The 18,870-nt window shown below is 60.1% G+C and carries 20 protein-coding genes; 15 read left to right on the top strand and 5 right to left on the bottom strand.

Features of this window, described 5'->3' with window-relative positions; genetic code table 11:
• Nucleotides 1-643 precede the first annotated feature (643 nt).
• The 10 genes from BLL38_RS00350 (at nt 644) to BLL38_RS00305 (ending at nt 8,798) form a co-directional block, all read left to right on the top strand.
• Nucleotides 644-1,165 carry a fimbrial protein gene (locus tag BLL38_RS00350; RefSeq protein WP_076960783.1) on the top strand — a complete coding sequence of 174 codons (522 nt, stop codon included), beginning with the start codon at nt 644-646 and terminating at the stop codon, nt 1,163-1,165.
• Between the two features lie 51 nt (nt 1,166-1,216).
• On the top strand, nt 1,217-1,777 hold the full coding sequence (locus BLL38_RS00345; RefSeq protein WP_076960782.1) for a fimbrial protein: 561 nt from the start codon (nt 1,217-1,219) through the stop codon (nt 1,775-1,777).
• Nucleotides 1,778-1,798: 21 nt separating this feature from the next.
• A complete protein-coding gene (locus BLL38_RS00340; RefSeq protein WP_154220372.1) occupies nt 1,799-4,408 on the top strand; it encodes an outer membrane usher protein in 2,610 nt (869 codons plus the stop codon).
• Nucleotides 4,405-5,166, top strand: coding sequence for a fimbria/pilus periplasmic chaperone (locus tag BLL38_RS00335; RefSeq protein ID WP_076960781.1), 762 nt, complete (start codon nt 4,405-4,407; stop codon nt 5,164-5,166). The genes BLL38_RS00340 and BLL38_RS00335 overlap by 4 nt, the downstream gene beginning before the upstream one ends.
• A 21-nt stretch (nt 5,167-5,187) precedes the next feature.
• Entirely contained in the window at nt 5,188-5,763 is a 576-nt protein-coding gene (locus BLL38_RS00330; RefSeq protein WP_076960780.1) for a fimbrial protein, read from the top strand.
• Nucleotides 5,764-5,773: 10 nt separating this feature from the next.
• Nucleotides 5,774-6,265 carry a fimbrial protein gene (locus tag BLL38_RS00325; RefSeq protein WP_076960779.1) on the top strand — a complete coding sequence of 164 codons (492 nt, stop codon included), beginning with the start codon at nt 5,774-5,776 and terminating at the stop codon, nt 6,263-6,265.
• Nucleotides 6,266-6,278: 13 nt separating this feature from the next.
• Complete coding sequence (locus BLL38_RS00320; protein WP_076960778.1) at nt 6,279-6,758, top strand: fimbrial protein; 480 nt, start codon at nt 6,279-6,281, stop codon at nt 6,756-6,758.
• An 11-nt stretch (nt 6,759-6,769) separates the two neighbouring features.
• Complete coding sequence (locus BLL38_RS00315; protein ID WP_076960777.1) at nt 6,770-7,318, top strand: fimbrial protein; 549 nt, start codon at nt 6,770-6,772, stop codon at nt 7,316-7,318.
• 106 nt (nt 7,319-7,424) lie between these two features.
• Nucleotides 7,425-8,378 carry a fimbrial protein gene (locus BLL38_RS00310; RefSeq protein ID WP_076960776.1) on the top strand — a complete coding sequence of 318 codons (954 nt, stop codon included), beginning with the start codon at nt 7,425-7,427 and terminating at the stop codon, nt 8,376-8,378.
• A 138-nt stretch (nt 8,379-8,516) separates the two neighbouring features.
• Nucleotides 8,517-8,798, top strand: coding sequence for a hypothetical protein (locus BLL38_RS00305; RefSeq protein ID WP_076960775.1), 282 nt, complete (start codon nt 8,517-8,519; stop codon nt 8,796-8,798).
• A gap of 9 nt (nt 8,799-8,807) precedes the next feature.
• Here BLL38_RS00305 and BLL38_RS00300 read toward each other — a convergent pair whose 3' ends face one another.
• From BLL38_RS00300 to BLL38_RS00285, 4 genes are all read right to left on the bottom strand, one after another.
• On the bottom strand, nt 8,808-9,038 hold the full coding sequence (locus BLL38_RS00300) for a hypothetical protein (RefSeq protein ID WP_076960774.1): 231 nt from the start codon (nt 9,036-9,038) through the stop codon (nt 8,808-8,810).
• Between the two features lie 73 nt (nt 9,039-9,111).
• The gene (locus BLL38_RS00295) at nt 9,112-10,035 is read right to left on the bottom strand and encodes a c-type cytochrome (protein ID WP_076960773.1); all 924 of its coding nucleotides are present in this window, start codon (nt 10,033-10,035) and stop codon (nt 9,112-9,114) included.
• Nucleotides 10,032-10,682, bottom strand: coding sequence for a c-type cytochrome (locus BLL38_RS00290; protein WP_076960772.1), 651 nt, complete (start codon nt 10,680-10,682; stop codon nt 10,032-10,034). The genes BLL38_RS00295 and BLL38_RS00290 overlap by 4 nt, the downstream gene beginning before the upstream one ends.
• Before the next feature lie 181 nt (nt 10,683-10,863).
• Nucleotides 10,864-11,214, bottom strand: coding sequence for a hypothetical protein (locus tag BLL38_RS00285; protein WP_029294633.1), 351 nt, complete (start codon nt 11,212-11,214; stop codon nt 10,864-10,866).
• 212 nt (nt 11,215-11,426) lie between these two features.
• Between BLL38_RS00285 and BLL38_RS00280 the strand changes: the two genes are divergently transcribed.
• From BLL38_RS00280 to BLL38_RS00265, 5 genes are all read left to right on the top strand, one after another.
• Nucleotides 11,427-11,729 (top strand): DUF1883 domain-containing protein, encoded by a 303-nt coding sequence (locus BLL38_RS00280; protein WP_034105160.1) that lies wholly within the window; start codon nt 11,427-11,429, stop codon nt 11,727-11,729.
• 29 nt (nt 11,730-11,758) lie between these two features.
• Complete coding sequence (locus BLL38_RS31060; protein WP_162493895.1) at nt 11,759-11,926, top strand: hypothetical protein; 168 nt, start codon at nt 11,759-11,761, stop codon at nt 11,924-11,926.
• A gap of 31 nt (nt 11,927-11,957) precedes the next feature.
• Nucleotides 11,958-12,626 carry a DNA oxidative demethylase AlkB gene (gene alkB, locus BLL38_RS00275; RefSeq protein ID WP_076960771.1) on the top strand — a complete coding sequence of 223 codons (669 nt, stop codon included), beginning with the start codon at nt 11,958-11,960 and terminating at the stop codon, nt 12,624-12,626.
• Between the two features lie 86 nt (nt 12,627-12,712).
• Complete coding sequence (gene ada, locus BLL38_RS00270; protein ID WP_076960770.1) at nt 12,713-13,789, top strand: bifunctional DNA-binding transcriptional regulator/O6-methylguanine-DNA methyltransferase Ada; 1,077 nt, start codon at nt 12,713-12,715, stop codon at nt 13,787-13,789.
• Between the two features lie 82 nt (nt 13,790-13,871).
• Nucleotides 13,872-14,942 (top strand): NAD(P)H-dependent flavin oxidoreductase, encoded by a 1,071-nt coding sequence (locus tag BLL38_RS00265; protein ID WP_076960769.1) that lies wholly within the window; start codon nt 13,872-13,874, stop codon nt 14,940-14,942.
• Here BLL38_RS00265 and BLL38_RS00260 read toward each other — a convergent pair.
• Nucleotides 14,939-18,688 carry a hypothetical protein gene (locus BLL38_RS00260; protein ID WP_076960768.1) on the bottom strand — a complete coding sequence of 1,250 codons (3,750 nt, stop codon included), beginning with the start codon at nt 18,686-18,688 and terminating at the stop codon, nt 14,939-14,941. The two genes, BLL38_RS00265 and BLL38_RS00260, sit on opposite strands and share 4 nt — an antisense overlap.
• Nucleotides 18,689-18,870 lie beyond the last annotated feature (182 nt).

Here is an 18,870-nt window from a genome sequence, read left to right as displayed (position 1 = left end):
ATCGGGGCTTTTTTGTGCCCCCCTACCCGCCATCACCTTGGCGCTAACGTCGCGCAGCGCGCCGGAAGAACGAAAAAGTTCATTCCCTGGCCGATACGTTAGTTGCCTAAACGCAATAAATACGCGTGCCTTCCACAAATTTTAGTCCTACGCTTACAACAGCCTTTACTCCCTCCCTCAAGCCATATGTAGCCCAATTCTTACGGCCGCTTCTCAAGTTTTGGCAAATTGCCACAACTTTCCTATGCACTTCAGTATTACAAGACTACACAACCAAGAGAACCGGACGACTTTCTTACAAAAAGCGCTAGCCCAATAATTGCACCGCCTCGAACGTGCTCCTCAATTGCAATACACGTAATTGAAAAAATTGGACTGCACTGAACTCGATTGAGTTTTCTGCAAGCCACCCTTGAGGTGATAGAGCCGACTGGCTGGCCCTTTCCGGCCTGCCAGGCGATCAGGGGCGGCGCCATAAAAAGTAGCGCCCCAAGTCGCAAGTTTCGATACCTGATAGGAGGAGAAAGCCAAACCGCTGAAACCTGGACACTGAACGGCACTTACCATAATCGCTTATTTAATAAGTCCTTCGCACTATTGCGAGCGGACGCCTAAATGACCTTTATCATATGGACATCTGCAAATGAAAAACAAATTTAAAACCGCACTATTAACTATCGGGTTGTTCGCAGGCTCGATCGGCGCTGCGCATGCAGCAGATGGAACAATTACATTCTTGGGGTCTGTCCACTCGGGCGCGTGCTCTATCAAGCCTGAGTCCGTAGATCAAAGCGTTCACCTTGGCGCGATCGCAAAACATCAATTGCAGACCGGAGGTAAATCTGAAGCCCGACGCGTACTGATAGAACTTGAAGGCTGCGATTTGACCGGCCTTACCGATAACACCGTGACCACTACGTTCACCGGTGCGCCCTCCAGTGTGGTTCCAGGTGCACTGGGCACTGTAGGCAGCGCGGGTGGCATTGGCATCATGATGACCCATGGCAGCCAGCCCATTGAACTGGGGGTCGCAACAACCCCGCAAGCCATTTCCGTCGGTGATAACACACTGGAGTTTGGCGCGTATGTGCAAGGCGCCGCCACCGGCACGATTGAGCCTGGCGATTTCAGCGCGGTCACCAACTTCACCTTGGCCTATCAGTAAGTACCGCCCCCCGCCACTTCAGGTGGCGGGGGACGCTGGCGGGAGATACAGGTGAAAACAATTATAAGTTTCGCCGTCACCTCTTCATTGATGCTGTTCATCAGCCCCTGGGTGGCCGCAGATACCCCGGCGCAAGGCGATGGGCTCGTCACACTGGGAGGAGAAATCATTGACTCGGCTTGCGGGCTGGAGCTGGTCAGTGCCGATCAAACCATCGAGATGCGCCCTGAACCCATAGGCCGGCTGTTGCGCAATGCCATAGGAGACCCCCATCCCTTCCAGTTGCGCCTGGTCAATTGTTCGCTGACTCGCCCTGACCCATCACGCCCGGATGTAAACCTGCCTGATTGGCAGCACCTGCAAGTGACCTTTGACGGCCCTCGCGACAGGGACGGTCGCTCGTTTGCGGCTTTTGGCGGCTCGCAGGGGGTAGCCCTGCATATCTGGGATGCCGCCGGCCAGGAGAGCGTCCCGGGTGAACCGATGCCCCTGCTTCCATTGGTCGAAGGCGACATGACACTTCACTACACGCTTCGCCTGGTAGGCAACGGGCTGCCGCTGATGCCTGGTGCTCACGGTGCCGCCGTGCGGTTCAAGTTGGAATACTTTTGAACATTGATGAGTTGCTTTTTCATGTTGAATACGTCGAAGGTCAAATATGCGCTGCGTCCCAGCCTGTTCAGCGGGTTGATGTCACTGGCTGGTACGGCCATGAGCGCCGGGGATATCGAGTTCAATACTGACGTTCTTGATCTGAATGATCGCACCAATATTGACTTGTCTCAGTTTGCGCGCAGCGGCTTCATTCTGCCTGGCACCTACTCGATGGTCGTGCAGATAAACGCCCAGCCGACTGCCGAACAATCGGTGGCGTTCTACCCCCCGGACCATGATCCCAAAGGCAGCCAGGCTTGTTTATCCCCTGAGCTCGTGGAACAACTGGGCCTCAAGGCATCCAGCACGGCAAAACTCACCTGGTGGAAAAACGGGCAGTGCCTGGATATCCAGGGGTTGCCTGGCATGGAGGTCAGTGGCGACCTGGCCACCTCCACCCTGAATATCAACCTCCCCCAGGCCTATCTCGAATACAGCGACATCAACTGGGACCCGCCCTCGCGTTGGGATGAGGGCGTGCCGGGGCTGTTGGTCGACTACAGCCTTACCGCGCAATCCAACTATCAAAAGGACGGCGGCAACCGCAATAACCTCAGCGGCAACGGCACGCTCGGGGCCAATGCCGGGGCCTGGCGCCTCAGGGCAGACTGGCAGGGACGTTTCGAGCGCGCCAATGAGGGTGTCGCCCAGGACCGCAAGCTGGACTGGACCCGTTACTACGCCTACCGCGCAATCCCTGCGCTGAAGGCGCGCCTGGTGGTGGGCGAGAACTATCTGTATTCGGACCTGTTCGACAGCTTCCGCTTTACCGGCGCCGCGCTCAATTCCGATGAAAGCCAACTGCCACCCAACTTGCGTGGCTATGCCCCGGAAGTCGTCGGGGTGGCCAAGACCAATGCACGGGTCGTGGTCAGTCAGCAAGGGCGCGTGCTGTATGAAACCCTGGTAGCGGCAGGCCCCTTTCGCATCCAGGACCTTAATGACGCCGTGTCGGGCACGCTGGATGTGCGGGTGGAAGAACAGGACGGTACGGTGCACAGCTTCCAGATCGATACCGCAGGCGTCCCTTACCTGACGCGCCCCGGGCATGTGCGTTACAAGCTAGCGACGGGGCAACCGTCCAACCTGCAGTACGGCGCCGAGGGTGACGTGTTCGCGACCGGCGAGTTCTCCTGGGGGGTCAGCAATGGCTGGTCGCTGTTTGGCGGCGGGATCACGGATAACAACTACCGCGCGCTGTCCGTCGGCGCCGGTCGTGACCTGCTGGCGTTCGGCGCCCTCTCGCTGGACGTTACACAATCCCAGGCCAGCGTGTGGAACGAGAGGCTCTCAGGCAAATCCTACCGTCTCCAATACTCCAAGCACTTTGAACAGTACGACAGCCAAATCACCTTCGCCGGCTACCGGTTTTCCGAAAGGAACTTCCTGAGCATGAGTGAATACCTCAATGCCCGGCACTACGGTTTGAACGGCGAGCTCGGCGGGCGCGGGGGATACAACGAGAACGGCGAGCCCATTGATGATGTGAGGCCGATCGGCGGCAACAAAGCCCTGTATACCGCGACGGTAAACAAGCAGTTTCGCGACCTGGGCACCACCGTCTACGCCAGCTATAACAAACAAACGTACTGGGATCGGCCACAGACCCAGCGCTGGAACATGTCGGTGTCACGCTACTTTGATGTGGGCACTGTGAAAAACATGAGCCTGTCCCTGAATGTCTTCCGCACGCAGGAATACAACTATAAGGATAACGGCGCGGCGCTGACGGTCAGCCTGCCATTGGGGCGCACCGGCACACTGTCGCTGGATGCCTATCAGGGCGCAGGCGATAACAGTTTTTCAACGCGCTTCAGCGATCGCCTGGATGCGCGCAATAGCTACCAACTGCGGGCCAGTGACAACTCAGCCAGCGGCTATCTGAGCCATATGGGGGACCAGGCCGATATCGACCTGAGCGCCAGCCAGCAAACCGGCAACAGTAGCCTCAGTGTGTCGGCGCGGGGCGGTGGCACGCTTACCTCCCACGGTGCCGCGCTGCACCGCACCCATAGCACGGGCGGAACCCGCCTGATGGTCGATACCGGCGGCGTACCCGATGTGCCTGTACGCGGTTACGGCGCGCCCACCCGCAGCAACGCCTTCGGCAAGGCGGTTATCGCCGATATCAGCAGCTACCAGCGTACGGCCGCCAGCGTTGACCTGGAGAGCCTGCCGAGCAATGTCGAGGCCACTCAATCGGTGACGCAACTGACCTTGACCGAAGGGGCGATCGGTTACCGATCACTGGACGTGATTGCCGGTGAAAAAGCCATGGCCGTGCTGCGCCTGGACGATGGCAACTCACCCCCCTTCGGCGCGACGGTCAAGAACATGAAACAGCAGGACACCGGCATTGTGAATGACGACGGCAATGTCTATCTGAGCGGCATACAGGCCGGCGGGCAAATGGTTGTCAGTTGGGGAGGTGTCGAACAATGCGTCCTCACGCTCCCTGTCACGTTGCCCACGGACGGTTTGACCGATGCCCTGCAATTGAGCTGCCGCAAGACAGCCACCGATCAATCCCTGCCCGTGCCAGCGGTGCTGACCGGGACGCCTACCGAGACGGAGAACCCATCCTCATGACGCTGAACACGCGCCTCACCCTCCAGGCATTTGCCGTGGTGGCAGTCGGCTTGAGCCATAGCGCATACGCCGCTGTCGGCCTGGATCGTACCCGAGTGATTTTTGATGGTGGCAAAGATGCCACCAGCGTCAACATCACAAATAACAACACCCAGTTACCGTATTTGGCGCAGGGCTGGATTGAGGATGAAGCGGGCACAAAAATCACCACGCCCCTGATCGTGCTCCCGCCGGTTCAACGCCTGGAGCCGGGCAAACAAAGCCAGGTCAAGGTCCAGGCGCTGCCGGCGGCCAAATCGCTGCCGCAGGATCGCGAGACGGTCTACTACTTCAACTTGAGGGAAATCCCGCCGCGCAGCGACAAGTCCAACACCCTGCAAATTGCCCTGCAGACCCGGATCAAACTGTTCTACCGACCGCAAGCCATTGCCCCAAGCCAGCAAGACTTGTCCACCCCCTGGCAGGAAAAGCTGACCCTGACCCGCAAAGGCCCCCACTACCAGGTAAACAACCCGACGCCTTACTACGTGACCCTGGTGGATGCGCGCAGCAGCAAGGACGGCAAAACCGTGCCGGGCTTCGAGCCCTTGATGGTGCCGCCCAAAGGCGCGCTGACGCTGGGGCCATCGGCCGAGACACTCGGCACAACGCCCTATTTATCCTACGTCAATGATTACGGTGGGCGCCCACTGCTGGCCTTCACCTGCAGTGGCGAGACCTGCAAGGTCAACGCACAAGCGGCACCGCCCAATGAGTAGCGCCTGCTGCGGGAGAACATCATGAAGTTGCATACGGTGAAGATCTTGGGCGGCTTGTTGCTGGCCTGTGTGGGAGGCGTACACGCCGAGGATGATATCGAGGGCATGAATGGCCTGCTGAACATCAGCGGGGCCATGCATGAAACCCCTTGCAGCCTGGAGATGGCCTCGCTGCATCAAACCATTGACCTGGGTGCGGTCTCGACCAGCCAGCTGCAACGCCCCGGCGACCAGGCAACCGCGGTGGCTTTCCAGCTGCGGTTCAGCGATTGCCATCGCACCGCAGGCGGCATCCGCAGCGAACGTACGGGGAACCTGGCGTGGAGTGCCTTTCAACCGGTGCTGTCGGTGGCCTTTGTCGCCCCCGCCGATGCCGACGATCCACGGCTGGTCAAAGTGCAGGGCATCACCGGGATGGGCCTGCGCCTGACCGATGCCCTGGGCCGCGATGTACAGCTGGGCTCACGGGGCGAACCACTGTTTTTGGCCTTGGGCAGCAGTACCCGCACGTGGCATGTGCAGCCTACGCGCACCTCGGCGCCGCTGACCAGCGGGGCATTTCGCGCCGTGGTGGATTTCAGGCTCAATTATGATTAAGGGTAAAGCAATGGCTAAGGCAACCGGCGCACAGGCCATTCTGGCTGGCAGCCTGCTGTGGGCGGTCAGCCAGGGAGTGGCGGCCGATACCAATCTGATCATCCGGGCGCAAATCATCGCCCCTCCGCCGTGTGTCATTAACAGCGGGAGCACGCTCGATGTGCCTTTTGGCAATGACCTTCTGACATCACGGGTTGACGGGGTCAACTACCGTCGAGACGTGCCTTATACCGTGACATGCGACTCGCCCTTCAGCAACGCCATGACCCTGGAACTCAAGGGCACCGCCGCTGCGTTTGACAGTCGCGTACTGGTGACCCGCAAGACGGACCTAGGGGTAAAGCTGTTCGCCAATGGCGCCGACTGGCCTCTGAATACGGCCGTGAGGTTTACCTATCCAAACTTTCCGATCGTGCAGGCGGTGCCTGTCAAGCGTGCGGGCAGCCGTCTGACAGGAGGGGCATTTGATGCCGCCGCCACCCTTGTCATCGAGTACCAATGAAGAGGAGCGATCCATGACCTGTTGGCAGCAGCGAGCGTTGTTCGCCTTGTGTTCCATCGGCCTTTGCAGCAGTGCGTCGGCCAACCTGACCTTCAGCGGAACACTGAACGAACCGCCACCCTGCACGATTGATGCAGGTAACACCATTGAAGTGGATTTTGGGGATGTCGGGGTCAAGCGGGTCGACGGTGTGAAATACCGTCGAGGGGTCGGCTACACCATCAGTTGTGCCCCCGCCACACTGCCATGGGTACTGAGGCTGAGTGTCAACGGCACACCCACAGGCTTTGACGCCGCCGCCCTGCAAACCAGTGTGCCTGCGCTGGGCATTCGGCTCTTGCAGAATGACCAACCGTTTCTACTCAACACGCCACTGGACATCACCCTGTCGTCGCCACCGGCCCTGGAGGTGGTGCCCGTCAAACAGCCGGGGGCCACCCTGCCCCCCGCAAGGTTTACGGCGGTGGCCACGCTGTTGGCCGAATACGAGTAGGAGATCCGTCCATGGGACATGAAATGATGCATAAAGGATGGCCAAGGGCCGGGCTGGCCTTGCTGCTCAGCGTCGGCCTGATCCCCAAGGGGCTGGCGGCAGACAACCTGCGCATAAAGGGCAACCTGGTTGAAGAAGCCTGCACTATCCGCCCCGGCGACGAGGCAATCACCCTGGAACTCTGGGACCTGACCAGCAAGCACCTGTATATCAACACGCGCTCCCAGGGCAAGGGTTTCAAGCTGCACCTGGAAGATTGCAACACCACGGTCGGCAACACCGTCACCATCACCTTCGGCGGCCGGGAAAACCCGGCGCTGCCCGGGCTGCTTGCGCTGGATGCCGGGAGTGGCGCCTCGGGTATTGGCGTGGGCATCGAGACACCGGGCAATAAGCCTTTGCCGCTCAATACCGTCAGCGACGAACAGGTGTTGAGTGATGGCAGCAATGTCATCGAGCTCAAGGCCTACGTCCAGGGTGAGCCGAATGCCATCCGGGATCAGACCATTGGCCATGGTCCCTACACCGTGACCTCCACTTTTACGCTGGATTATCCGTAATTCATCCGCTCAAAAACCAAACTCACAGGCTTTCAGGTCAGCCAGGTTTGCACGGACTGTTTGTTCGCTGGCCTGGCCCTGCCTACAGAAGCAACGAGAGATCAAAATGAAACGACTCTTTGGAGCCATTGGGCTTCTCCTGTTGATCAGCGTTAGTACGACCGCACGGGCTGTCGATTGTCGGGTCAATGGCGGTGAGTGGGCGCGTGTCACCCATCTGACCGTCCCCGTAGAAGTGCGACTCGATACAGATCGCGTGAGGATTCTGATGGAGGGCGCTCGGCTCGAATGCCGATTTACCGCAGGAGCAGGCCCGGTTTGGGGTGAGGACTACTGGGAAACCGGGAATGCCTCAGGGACGCCTTGGACATCCGGCCCCAAATTCACCGCCGAAAGGAGCGGCTTGCGCATCAATGGCGCGTTCCTCAATACCCCGGTCCCGGCGGGTATACGGGTGGCGACCATGCCCAACAACGGGGTCGGCTACCCGATCAATATCACCCCCTACATCCTGGTGCGTAACGATCCAACCAACCCAATCGACGTGCGGACAGGCGACACCCTCGGCCTGTTACGCCTCACCAGTTCAAATAATTTCGACGCCACCCGGCCGCAACTCACGGTCACGTATACGGCGGCCAACAACTTCACCATCTCCCCGTCAACCTGCACGATCAACAATAACAACCCGATCGAGATCAACTTCGGCGATGTACACCAAAGGGCTATCGGCACCGATCCGCTGACTACCACCATCCGCCGAGACCGCAGGCTCACCTACGCCTGCCCGGACCCGGGGATTACCACGCCGATCACCATTACCTACAAAGGCATCCCATCGTCGTTCAACGCCAATCTGCTGGTGATGAGCAACCCGGATGTCGGCACCGCACTCGTGCGGGGTGGAGCGCCAGTCCAGGTCGGTGGCGCCTTCCTGTCCCGTATCACCAATAGCGTGGGAGGCGACGATGTGACGTTCACCCTGGTCCGGCGAGCCGGCTCCCTGCCTACCCCGGGCCCCGTAAGCGGCAGCGGCGTGCTTGTGATGGGCGTGCCGTGACACACCCTGGAGGCCAAGGCGCAAGCCATCTTGTGCGTACCGTCACAGGCGCGCCAGGTGGCAGTTCGTTATACTCTTGCGCCAACGCCCCACGACTGTGTCAGCGCCCCTCCAACCCCTACGACGACGACTCAATTCATGAACAAGATCCTGGCACTGACTTCGCTGCTGGCCCTCGCGGGCTGCACCACCACTTCCGACATTTACCTGAAAAACGGCGAACAAGGCCTGACCATCGATTGCTCAGGCGAGGCCAACTCCTGGGCCAGTTGCTATGAAAAAGCCGATGCCTCCTGCGCCGGCACCGGTTACCGCATCGTGGGGACCGAAGGCACGCCGGCCCTGAAGGAAAGCGACAAGACCCTGGGCGCCGATGTGGGTAACTTCAAGGGCCGCAGTGTGGTGGTGGTCTGCAAATAGCCCGGGCGGCTACATGTGGATCTCGGCGAACTTGATGCCAAGGCTGCGAATGGTGTCGATCAGATCATCGAGCTTCTCAAAGGATTCGACCTCGTCCTGGTCATCCACCAGGAAAAAGCTGCGCCCGCCGCTTTTCTTGAAAAAAACAATCCATTCCCCCGAATTGGCTGGATTTTGGATCACATGGGTCGCAGAGATGTGACCCTCTGCATGCCGTTCTCTGACGCATTCACGTTTCATACTTGGTTTTCCAGAATGACAATGCCGCGCAAACCCGGGGTTTGCGCGGCATTTTTTGTGGTCAACCCATAGTTTAACGGATGCCTTGGCCAATCAGTACGCCATCGACCGTTTGCCCATACAGATTCACACCGTCATTGGCGTGGAACTTGATGCGGGTTTTCTCCACCGAGCCGTCCACCAGACGCGGATCCTGCGGGCGCTCGTGGCGGTTGACGTAGGCCGCGACGTCCCAGGCCTGCTGGTCGGTCAAGCTACCGGCCTTGCCCAGCGGCATGTTGTGCTTGATAAAAGAGGCCGCCGTGTTGATCCGGTGCATGCCGGCGCCCCAGTTGTAGGAGTCCTTGCCCCACAGCGGTGGCATCACGTAGCTGTCGCCTACCTTCTGCCCCTGCCCTTCGGCACCATGGCACACCGCACACTGTGCCTTGTACACCTGGGCCCCCTGCGCCAGGTTGTAGCCTTTGGCCGGTGGCGGCACCTCGGGGTAGCCACGCCCCGGCAGTTCCACGCCCAATGGCGCCTTGCTCGCCAGCCAGTAGGCATACACCGACAGCGCGGTAATCTCATGGCTATCTGCCGCCGGTGGCGTGCCACCGTTCATGCTGAACTGGAAACAGCCCTGCAGGCGCTCGGCGAACGTGTTGACCTTGTCATTCTTCTTTCGATAGGCCGGGTACATCGGGTACGCCCCCCACAGCGGCGCCGAATTGGCCAGGCGCCCCTGATCCAGGTGGCAATTACTGCAATTGAGGCCATTGCCGACAAACTGCGGGGCCAGGCGCTTGGTGTCGACGAACAACGCATAGCCTTGCATCACCAGCTTGCCGTAGGCGTTGTCGGGCAGTTCGCTTTCCTGGGGCGGCTGGAACGCCGTGGCGACGGGAACGGCCGCCGGCACCTGCAATTGCGACTGATCTTCCATGGCAATCGGAGCGGCCAACACCGGCCCGCCGATCAACACGGCCAGCATGGGTGCAAATGACAGGTTCTTCATGGCTTGACCTCCTGGCCAGGCAAGGCGGCGAAGTAGCTGGCAATCCCCTGCACTTCATCATCCGTCAGGGATTTGGCCACATGCCCCATCAGGTCATTGGGATCATTGTGCCGGGTGCCACTGCGCCAGGCGTTGAGCTGGGCGGCCAGGTAGGCGGCAGACTGCCCGGACAGCGGCGGGAACGCTTCGCCAACGCCGACACCTGACGGGCCATGGCAGCTGACACACGCAGGAATCGACCGCTCCCAGGCGCCTTGCAGCGCAAGCTTTTCGGCAGGGTTGGTGGGGGTAGCGCTGCGATGGCCGGCTTGCACGGCCGGCGCCGGCATCGCCGCCAGTGTCTGGGTCACCGCCGCGATTTCTTCCTCGGTCAGCGCCTTGGCCAGCGATGTCATCACCGGGTGGCTGCGCGCGCCACTTTGGAAGTCATGCAGTTGCTTGCTCAGGTAGGCCGCCGACAACCCCGCCAGCCGCGGAAAACCCGCAGCGGCCAGCCCCAGGCCATCGGCACCATGGCACGCCATGCACGCCGCCGCGCCAGGCTGCGCGCCCCCTTCACTGAATACCTTTTTGCCTTCCAGCGCCTGCGCGCTGCCGAGCATGAGCAGCAGGGCGCCACCCATCAACACTCTCTCCACAGACATCATCACGACTCCATTTTTATAGTTATATGCTTAGACCTACAATGCATAAGCATACAAATGGTAGGGTAATGAGCTGACAGTCACAACCGCCGCGTAGGAAATTTCAGGCAATAAAAAGCCCGGCACTGCAAGCGCAGGCCGAGCTTTTCGATCGGAGTTGATCGCGTATGAATGGCGCGTGGACTCAGCCGGAAATACAGTCTTCCGCAGCTTTCTTCACGTCACCCGGACGGATCGGCACATTGGACATGCTCTCGTAGAGCTTGATGCTGCTCCCGCTGGAACGGTCTTCAATCTCGAAAATAGCCGATGGGTCAGCCGAGAATTTTTGCGGCACAATCACGCGCACGCCTTCCTTATGGGGCTCGATCTGCGACGGACGCCGGGTCGACGACAGTTTCTGCACCACACAGGCCGCGTATTCCTGTGGTTTTTTCCCGGAGATGACCGCCAGGGTTGGCGGTGTCTGCTTGATGTCCGACACCGAAGCACATCCACCTATTGCCAGGGCCAGAACCAATACACTCCACTTCATACAAAACCTCCGATAAAGATCCTACGACAGCGGAGATGGTATTTTTCTCCCGCCCACGTAGGATTTATCCCTGATATATCGGTAAATAACTGTTTTAAATTGTCGAAGACGTCGACGACGACCCGATAATAAACGTGCTGGGGCTGATAAACTCCATCTTAACCTACGTATCGTTCTGATTTTTCAGAAAAAGCCCTTCTGGAGACACCCCCATGAAATTCATCCACCAGCGTGAACACTTGAACGAAGGGGACATTGTCGTCATTGAATGCTCGCAAACCTGCAATATCCGCCTGATGAGCGATGCGAATTTTCGCAGTTTCAAAAATGGCGGTCGCCACACCTATCACGGTGGCGCATTCGACACGTTCCCGGCCAAGATCACCGCGCCCAGCACCGGGTTCTGGAACATTACCCTGGATGTGGTGACGCGCCGCGCCATCAGCGTTACCCGCAAGCCGGCCTTGTCCCATAAAATCCGCATTGTCCGCCGCACCAGCAGCAAACTCAGCTGATTGCGCCGCCTTACGCCACAGGAATGCCCGTGAACCAGACCACTAAATACGTCATCAAATACAAGCTCAACGGCGAACGCCGTTTTGAATTTGCCCAATTGCAGTCGGCCAGCACTGAAGAAGCCCAAGCAGCCTTGGCGAAAATCCACGAGGCCAGTGACCAAATCACTGAAATCACCGTGAGCAAGGCCCTGTAAACCCTCACCAGCAGCGGAGTGATTGTGCAACATGGACCCGCATTCCACCGGCGACCTGTTCAGCGACGAGGCCCTGCAACAACCGGCCCGTCGCGAGCAAATCGGCGAACAATCCTACGTCCTCAGGGGCTATGCCCTGCCCTGGCTTGAGCGTGTCTTGCCCGAGTTGCGCGCGGTCCTGGCCCAGTCCCCCTTCCGCCATATGGTCACCCCCGGGGGCTTTACCATGTCGGCGGCCCTAAGCAGTTGTGGCGAGCTGGGCTGGACCACCACCACCCAGGGCTATCGCTACAGCCCGCTTGACCCCGAGCGCCAGCAACCCTGGCCCGGCATGCCGCCCATACTGTGCGAGCTGGCGATCGATGCTGCCAGCGCCGCAGGCTTCGACGCCTTTGCGCCCGACGCCTGCCTGATCAACCGCTATGTACCGGGCGCCCGGATGTCGCTGCACCAGGACAAGAACGAGCGCAACTACAATGCTCCCGTGGTTTCAGTGTCCCTGGGGCTGCCGGCGGTGTTTCTGTTTGGCGGCCATCAGCGCAGTGACAAGACGCAGAAAATCTCGTTGTTCCATGGCGACGTGGCGGTCTGGGGCGGCGTCGATCGCCTGCGCTACCATGGCGTGCAGCCGATCAAGCCAGGCGTGCACCCGCGCATGGGGCCGCAACGGATCAACCTGACGTTTCGCACGGCCGGCTGACCCGGTGAATTCAACCGCAAGCAACGGAGTGTCCGGGCGGGCGCCGATGATTATCCTGGCCACTGATCCATTGCCGAGCGACTGCCATGAGCACTGAAGATGATCTGCGCTGGGCGGCCATTGTCGCCCGTGACGCCACGGCCGACCTGAGCTTCGTCTACGGGGTCAAGACCACGGGTGTGTATTGCCGCCCCAGCAGCAGCGCACGCCAGCCGCTGCGCAAAAACGTCGAGTTTTTCGACACACCGCAGCAAGCCGAAGCCGCCGGTTACCGCCCCAATAAGCGCACCTCGGCCGACCAGACCCAGGTTGCGCAACGCCATGCGCACCTGGTCGCCGCCGCCTGCCGCCATATCGAACAGGCCCAGGCCTTGCCCTCCCTGGAAGACCTGGCCAACGGCGCCGGCCTGAGCCCGTTCCACTTCCACCGGGTGTTCAAGACCCTGACCGGGCTGACGCCCCGGGGCTATGCCCGCGCCCATCGCTCGCGCAAGGTCAGGGCCCACCTGCAGGACAATCAGTCGGTAACCGATGCGCTGTACGACGCCGGTTTCAACTCCAACAGCCGCTTTTATGCGTCCGCCGACCAGTTGCTGGGCATGAAGCCCAGCGACTACAAGGCCGGTGGCACCCATAACGATATTCACTTTGCCGTCGGCGAGTGTTCCCTGGGGGCGATTCTGGTGGCGCAGAGCAATCGCGGGGTGTGCGCGATCCTCCTGGGGGATGACCCGGACCGGTTGGTGCGCGACCTGCAGGACCAGTTCCCGCAGGCCAATGTGATCGGCGCCGACCCCGGTTTTGAACAATTGATTGCCCAGGTGGTGGGGTTTATCGAAGCACCCGCCCTGGGCCTGGACCTGCCCCTGGACCTGCGCGGCACAGCCTTCCAGGAACGGGTCTGGCAGGCGCTGCGGGAAATCCCGGTGGGCAGCACCGCCAGCTATGCCGAGATTGCCCAGCGCATCGGCGCGCCCAGTGCCTTTCGCGCCGTCGCCCAGGCGTGCGGCGCCAATCGCCTGGCCGTGGCGATTCCCTGTCACCGTGTGGTGCGCAGCGATGGCCATCTGTCGGGCTACCGCTGGGGCGTGGAGCGCAAGCAGCAGTTGCTCCAGCGCGAGGGTCGTACCCCGCCTGAACAGGCGCCGGTGTCCACTGAATAAAACAGGCTGGCCTTGCCCCGGCGGCCTCTGTTAAAAGTGCCGGGCAGCCCTTCCTGAGCGTTACACCCTGGAGAAGCGATCCATGAGCACCTGGCCAGACACCCGTATTCTTGACCTGTTGGGCATTGAACTGCCGATCATCCAGGCGCCCATGGCTGGCAGCACCAGCCCGCAGATGGTGATTGCCGCAAGCCAGGCCGGCGCCCTGGGCTCCATGCCGGCGGCCACCTTGAGCCTCGAACAACTGCGCCAGGCGCTGAGCACCATTCGCCAGGCCAGTACCGGACCGTTGAACGTCAATTTCTTCTGCCATCAGCCGCCGGCCCCCAACCCCGAGCATGATCGCCAGTGGAAAGCTCTGCTGGAGCCCTACTACCGTGAGCTGGGTGCCGACTTTGAGGCGCCCACGCCGGTTTCCAACCGCGCACCGTTCGACAATGCCAGTTGCGAAGTGGTGGAAGAGTTGCGCCCCGAAGTGGTCAGTTTCCACTTTGGCCTGCCGGAAAAAGCGCTGCTGGAGCGGGTCAAGGCCACCGGGGCGAAAGTGTTGTCGTCCGCCACCACCGTCGAAGAGGCGATCTGGCTGGAGCAGCACGGCTGCGATGCCATCATCGCCATGGGTTATGAAGCCGGGGGGCATCGCGGGATGTTTCTCAGCGAGCGCCTTAGCAGCCAGATCGGGACCATGGCCCTGGTGCCGCAGATCGTCGATGCGGTCAGCGTGCCGGTGATCGCCGCCGGCGGGATTGGCGATGCGCGGGGGATCGTCGCCGCCCTCGCCCTCGGCGCTTCAGCGGTGCAGATCGGCACTGCCTACCTGTTCACGCCCGAAGCCACTATCACGCCCTCCCACCACCAGGCCTTGCACAGCGCCCAGGCCAGCGAGACGGCCCTGACCAATCTGTTTACTGGGCGCCCGGCGCGCGGGATTGTCAACCGGCTGATGCGCGAGGTTGGGCCAATCAATCCGACGGCGCCGGCCTTCCCCCTGGCCGGCGGTGCCTTGATGCCTCTGCGCGCCAAGGATGAAGCAGGCTTCAGCAGCCTGTGGGCAGGCCAGGCCGTTGGCCTGAAGCACGCCCTGTCAACGGCGCAACTGACACGCCAACTGGCCGCGCAAGCGTACGCCCAGTTGACCCGGCAACCGGCCTAGAGTGGCACCGGCTCGGCGGTTTCAAGCCCGCTGAGCCGGCGCTCATGTGCCGGGCTGAGCACCATGAAACGCTGCTGCCGCAAGGCGCTGATACCGTACACAATCCGTGCAAACAGCTCGTTGCTGTCTTCATACGGCTGGCAGGTCATGATCAAGGCAAACAACCCCTCGGCCTGGCGCGCCACCTGCATTCCACGGATAAACTCCAGGCCGATGGCGAACAGGGGCTGGCCGCTGGTGATCGACAACTGTTCATAATCGGCATGCTGCAGATGATGGACCTGGCGCTCCTTGCCCTTGGCCAGGGCAGCATGCAATGGGTCCAACACGGCCCTCAGGCACAGATCGAGGCTGGCCTGGTTACCCGAGGCATAGCGTTCGATCTCTGTCTTGAGCAGCCCCCGCCAGTGTTCATCCTCTTGGCCCGCGCGGGTGGCGATCCAGTCGACACAATCGACCACCGCGTTTTGTGTCACCGCTATCGGGCTGTCCACCCCCACCTGCAACGCATCCAGGTGCAGCAATGCATTGCGCACCAACCCCGCCTCTTCAGCAACCACGCCGTCCATGAGTTCGCGGTACCCTTCCATCGCCTCTGCACGCCAGGCGTGTAAAAAGCCCAGCAGTTGAACGCGCAAGTCACCAATATTGCTCACCCCGATGCTGGCGCGCAGTATCTGCTCTGGCTCGCTGATCAAACCGTTGAGTGTGCTGACCTGCATCAGCAGTTGCTCCTGATTGAACGCACCCGGACCACCTTCGGTGAGACTTGAGCCGAGCGCGGGCACGGGGGTGCGCTGTCGGAAAACCCCCGTCCACAATCGCGACAATTGGCTTTCCAGCAAGGGGATAAACCGTGAAGGCAAAGAGATAAGGCGGTAGTTGCCAGTGTTGAAAAAATGCCCCCAACTGATGCCCAAAGGAAACATTGCATCAATCTCATAGCTGGCCCTGGCAAGATGCTCGTACCCTTTGCACACCACCAGCTTGTCTTGCAGTGGCAGCAGCGAGCGCAGCTGCTCTTGCCAACTGTCAAAGGAGCCAAAGTAGGCACGCCCTTGGGCCTCGGAGTCCAGCCGGGACATGGCCATATCCAAGACCGCCGCATCCCCCCGGTTCCTGAGAGACAACGCAAAATGCCCGCGCGGTCGGTCATCGTGGGGCTCGGCAAAAATCAATACGCCGATCGCCTGGATGTCCCAGGACTTGTTCTGCAAATAGTCCGCACACTGTTTCGATAGCACATAACTTGAGGTGCTTGAATCTTGAAGCGCACTGCGCAGTGCCGAGAGGTTGAAACCCTCGCGCAATGTTTTTTCCAGCCGATCACGCAGTTCGCGCAACTCTTCAGGGCTGCCCATAAACAGATCGGACTCACTCTCCAGTTCCAACTTGAAGGGCAGGTCCGCAGAGGAGTGCCGGGTCAGCAACGGAACAAAGGTTTTGGCGGCCTGGGTCGATTGCTTCAAGACCAGCCGCAGTTTTCTCCTGACTAAAGTGATATCCGCCCCCAAGTCAACCAGCCCCAGCAGCACCCCCAACTTGCACTCCTGTACATAAGCCGCGTAGTCCGCAGGGCGGTCGGCCTGTTGCCCAAGCCAGTAACTGGTACTGGCGTCGCCTATATTGGCCAACAACCGTGCAGCGCCGGCCAGCATCAGCCCGCCAACCCCCGTCAAGGTGCCGACAGCAGCAATCACCAGGCCGGCGACCGCTCGCAAGGCCGACCTGAACAGCTGGGTCCGCGCCCTTCGGCGTTCTTCGTTGGAAGAAAACACCACGTAATTCATCTGCTGCTTGATTTCATCAATGGCCACTTGCAGCAAGGCACTGTTGATATCGGCCGTCTCGCGAAACGACACCGGCTCAGGCGGATGGCGGCGGTAATGGTAGCCATAGCGGTTCTTCCGGGGATAAAAGTCGCTGCGGGTGATACTGGTTTTTTCCGGGAACGGAAGATGCTGCGCCATGAACGCCACCAATGCGTCACTGGGCTGGCCGGCTGCGGTACTCGGCTCCCACGTCACCCATGTCAGTTCTTCCATGTTCAGTGATACCAGCAAGGCCTTTTGCGAGCTGTGCTTGAGCACATAGACATTGGGTATGACTTTGCCGTGAAACAACAACAGCCGGGGTTTGAGTTCACCATGCAAAAAAGCAAATGCGCACTCTCGTAACACAGGGTCTTTCTCGTTGTCATCGGCCAGGAACCGACCGACCCTGACCCTGGCCAACGCAGTGCAGGTGTCACTGAATAACTGCTTGTACTCAACGCCATTAAACAGGTTGTTGATATCGGCGAAGAACTCGCTCAACAGGCTATCCCTCAACCCATCCAGTGCTTTTACTTCGGCCGCCGACAGTGCCTGGTTGCGCAGTTGCACGGAGGCGACGGTCTCCTGCAAAAAAGCAATGCGCTGAGGCTCGCCCACCAGGATCTGGTTAAATGAGAAGTAGCGGTATCGAGGCGGAACATACGCAGTGAAATGCGGCGAATAGACCGCATGCCCCACTTGGTACTTGTACCTGAACGCCGTCTGGACCCTGAAGTCCTGCTGGGTGGCCACCGGCAATCCTGACTTCGCCAGGCTGCGGTCGATCAGTGTCTTGACATAGCTGCTGGTCAATTCCCCCACCCCAAGCCCCGCCAACAATGCATCCCATTTTTGCCAGGACTTGGTGGCCACCGGAAGGGTTCTGCCGGAGATAAAGTCTTCAGTCCACTGCGCCATCTCAAAGGGCAGCAGACGAATGTCGACGGCCATCTGCGTGGCATCGCACCTGAAGAACCAGCTGTTTTCCTGGTCTCTGGCCGGGCGGACAACGCCGTCCTGATTCAACATGCCGTAGGTCAACCACGGGCAACGGTAGCTGAGGTAGATCCCCACGTAATACCACCAGCGGTCCCGTGGCCAGAACGCTGGCGGAACCTTGATCACATACCTTATGCGCGAACCACCCGGGCTATTGTTGATCGTGACGTCCACAACCTGATCCGCCTCGATGTTATCGCCAGGCAACGGTAAAGGCTTGCGCACCCAACGTGGGTAGATCCCGATGTCTACATCCAACACCGGTTCTTTGAAGCGCTTGAGCCATAGGCTGTTTTGGGCGGCGTTTGCGGAATAACTGAAATGGTCCCCACTCCTGACCCCTATGTGCATGCCTGGCCACTGCCCACTGATCATTTTTGGCCATTTGCTGGCCCCCCGTTCGCTCGGCGTCACCTCAAACCAGATCTCTGCCAGCAAGCGCTTGCTCACTCCCCAGACCGATAACAGCACCACCTCGCTCTTGAGCACCGCCCTGTCCGGCAACTCCAGATCCTGCCTGAGCATCTCGTCCTCGCTGCGTTGACCGGCGATGCGGATACTGCTCAAAAAAAACCGCGTAGCCGTCAGCTCCTGAGCCAAGGCGCCATAAAACTCCGGCATCTGCACGCTCGCCTTCACATTGCCTTCCGGTTGCCCCTTGCCATAAAAGCTGCGCCAGGGGTATCGATCCGTGAGGATGTGCCACAAAGGCACCTCCTCGCGCAGCACAATAAGCGGCGAACTGTCATCAGTCTCGAACTCATCAAATACCCTGAACTCCACCGGCAACATTGAGCGGGTGTTGATCAGTTGCCTGGCACTGGGCTCAAGCGTTGAAGCATCCAGCACACGTTCAAGCCAGTTTCGGACGTAGGCTTCACTGTTCCATCGTTCATCTGCCTGACTGTCTATGTAGGCGTATTCCTTTTCCATGCCCTTGTTCCTTCAGAGTCCTGTCACCGTCACGATTGGCGACGACAACGGCGAACTATCAGGGCTTGCACCACGCCTGGCTGTAGGGGCCGTTTGGCAAGCGCGTGGAGAAAGGTCAGCCCGAGCCACCCCACAAATCCCCAGGCAGGTCTGGGCCGTTGATTTTCCTTGCCATTTTTTCG

The organism is Pseudomonas gessardii (genome assembly GCF_001983165.1).
GTDB lineage: Bacteria > Pseudomonadota > Gammaproteobacteria > Pseudomonadales > Pseudomonadaceae > Aquipseudomonas > Aquipseudomonas gessardii.
This window is presented reverse-complemented; position numbering and strand designations above follow the sequence as displayed.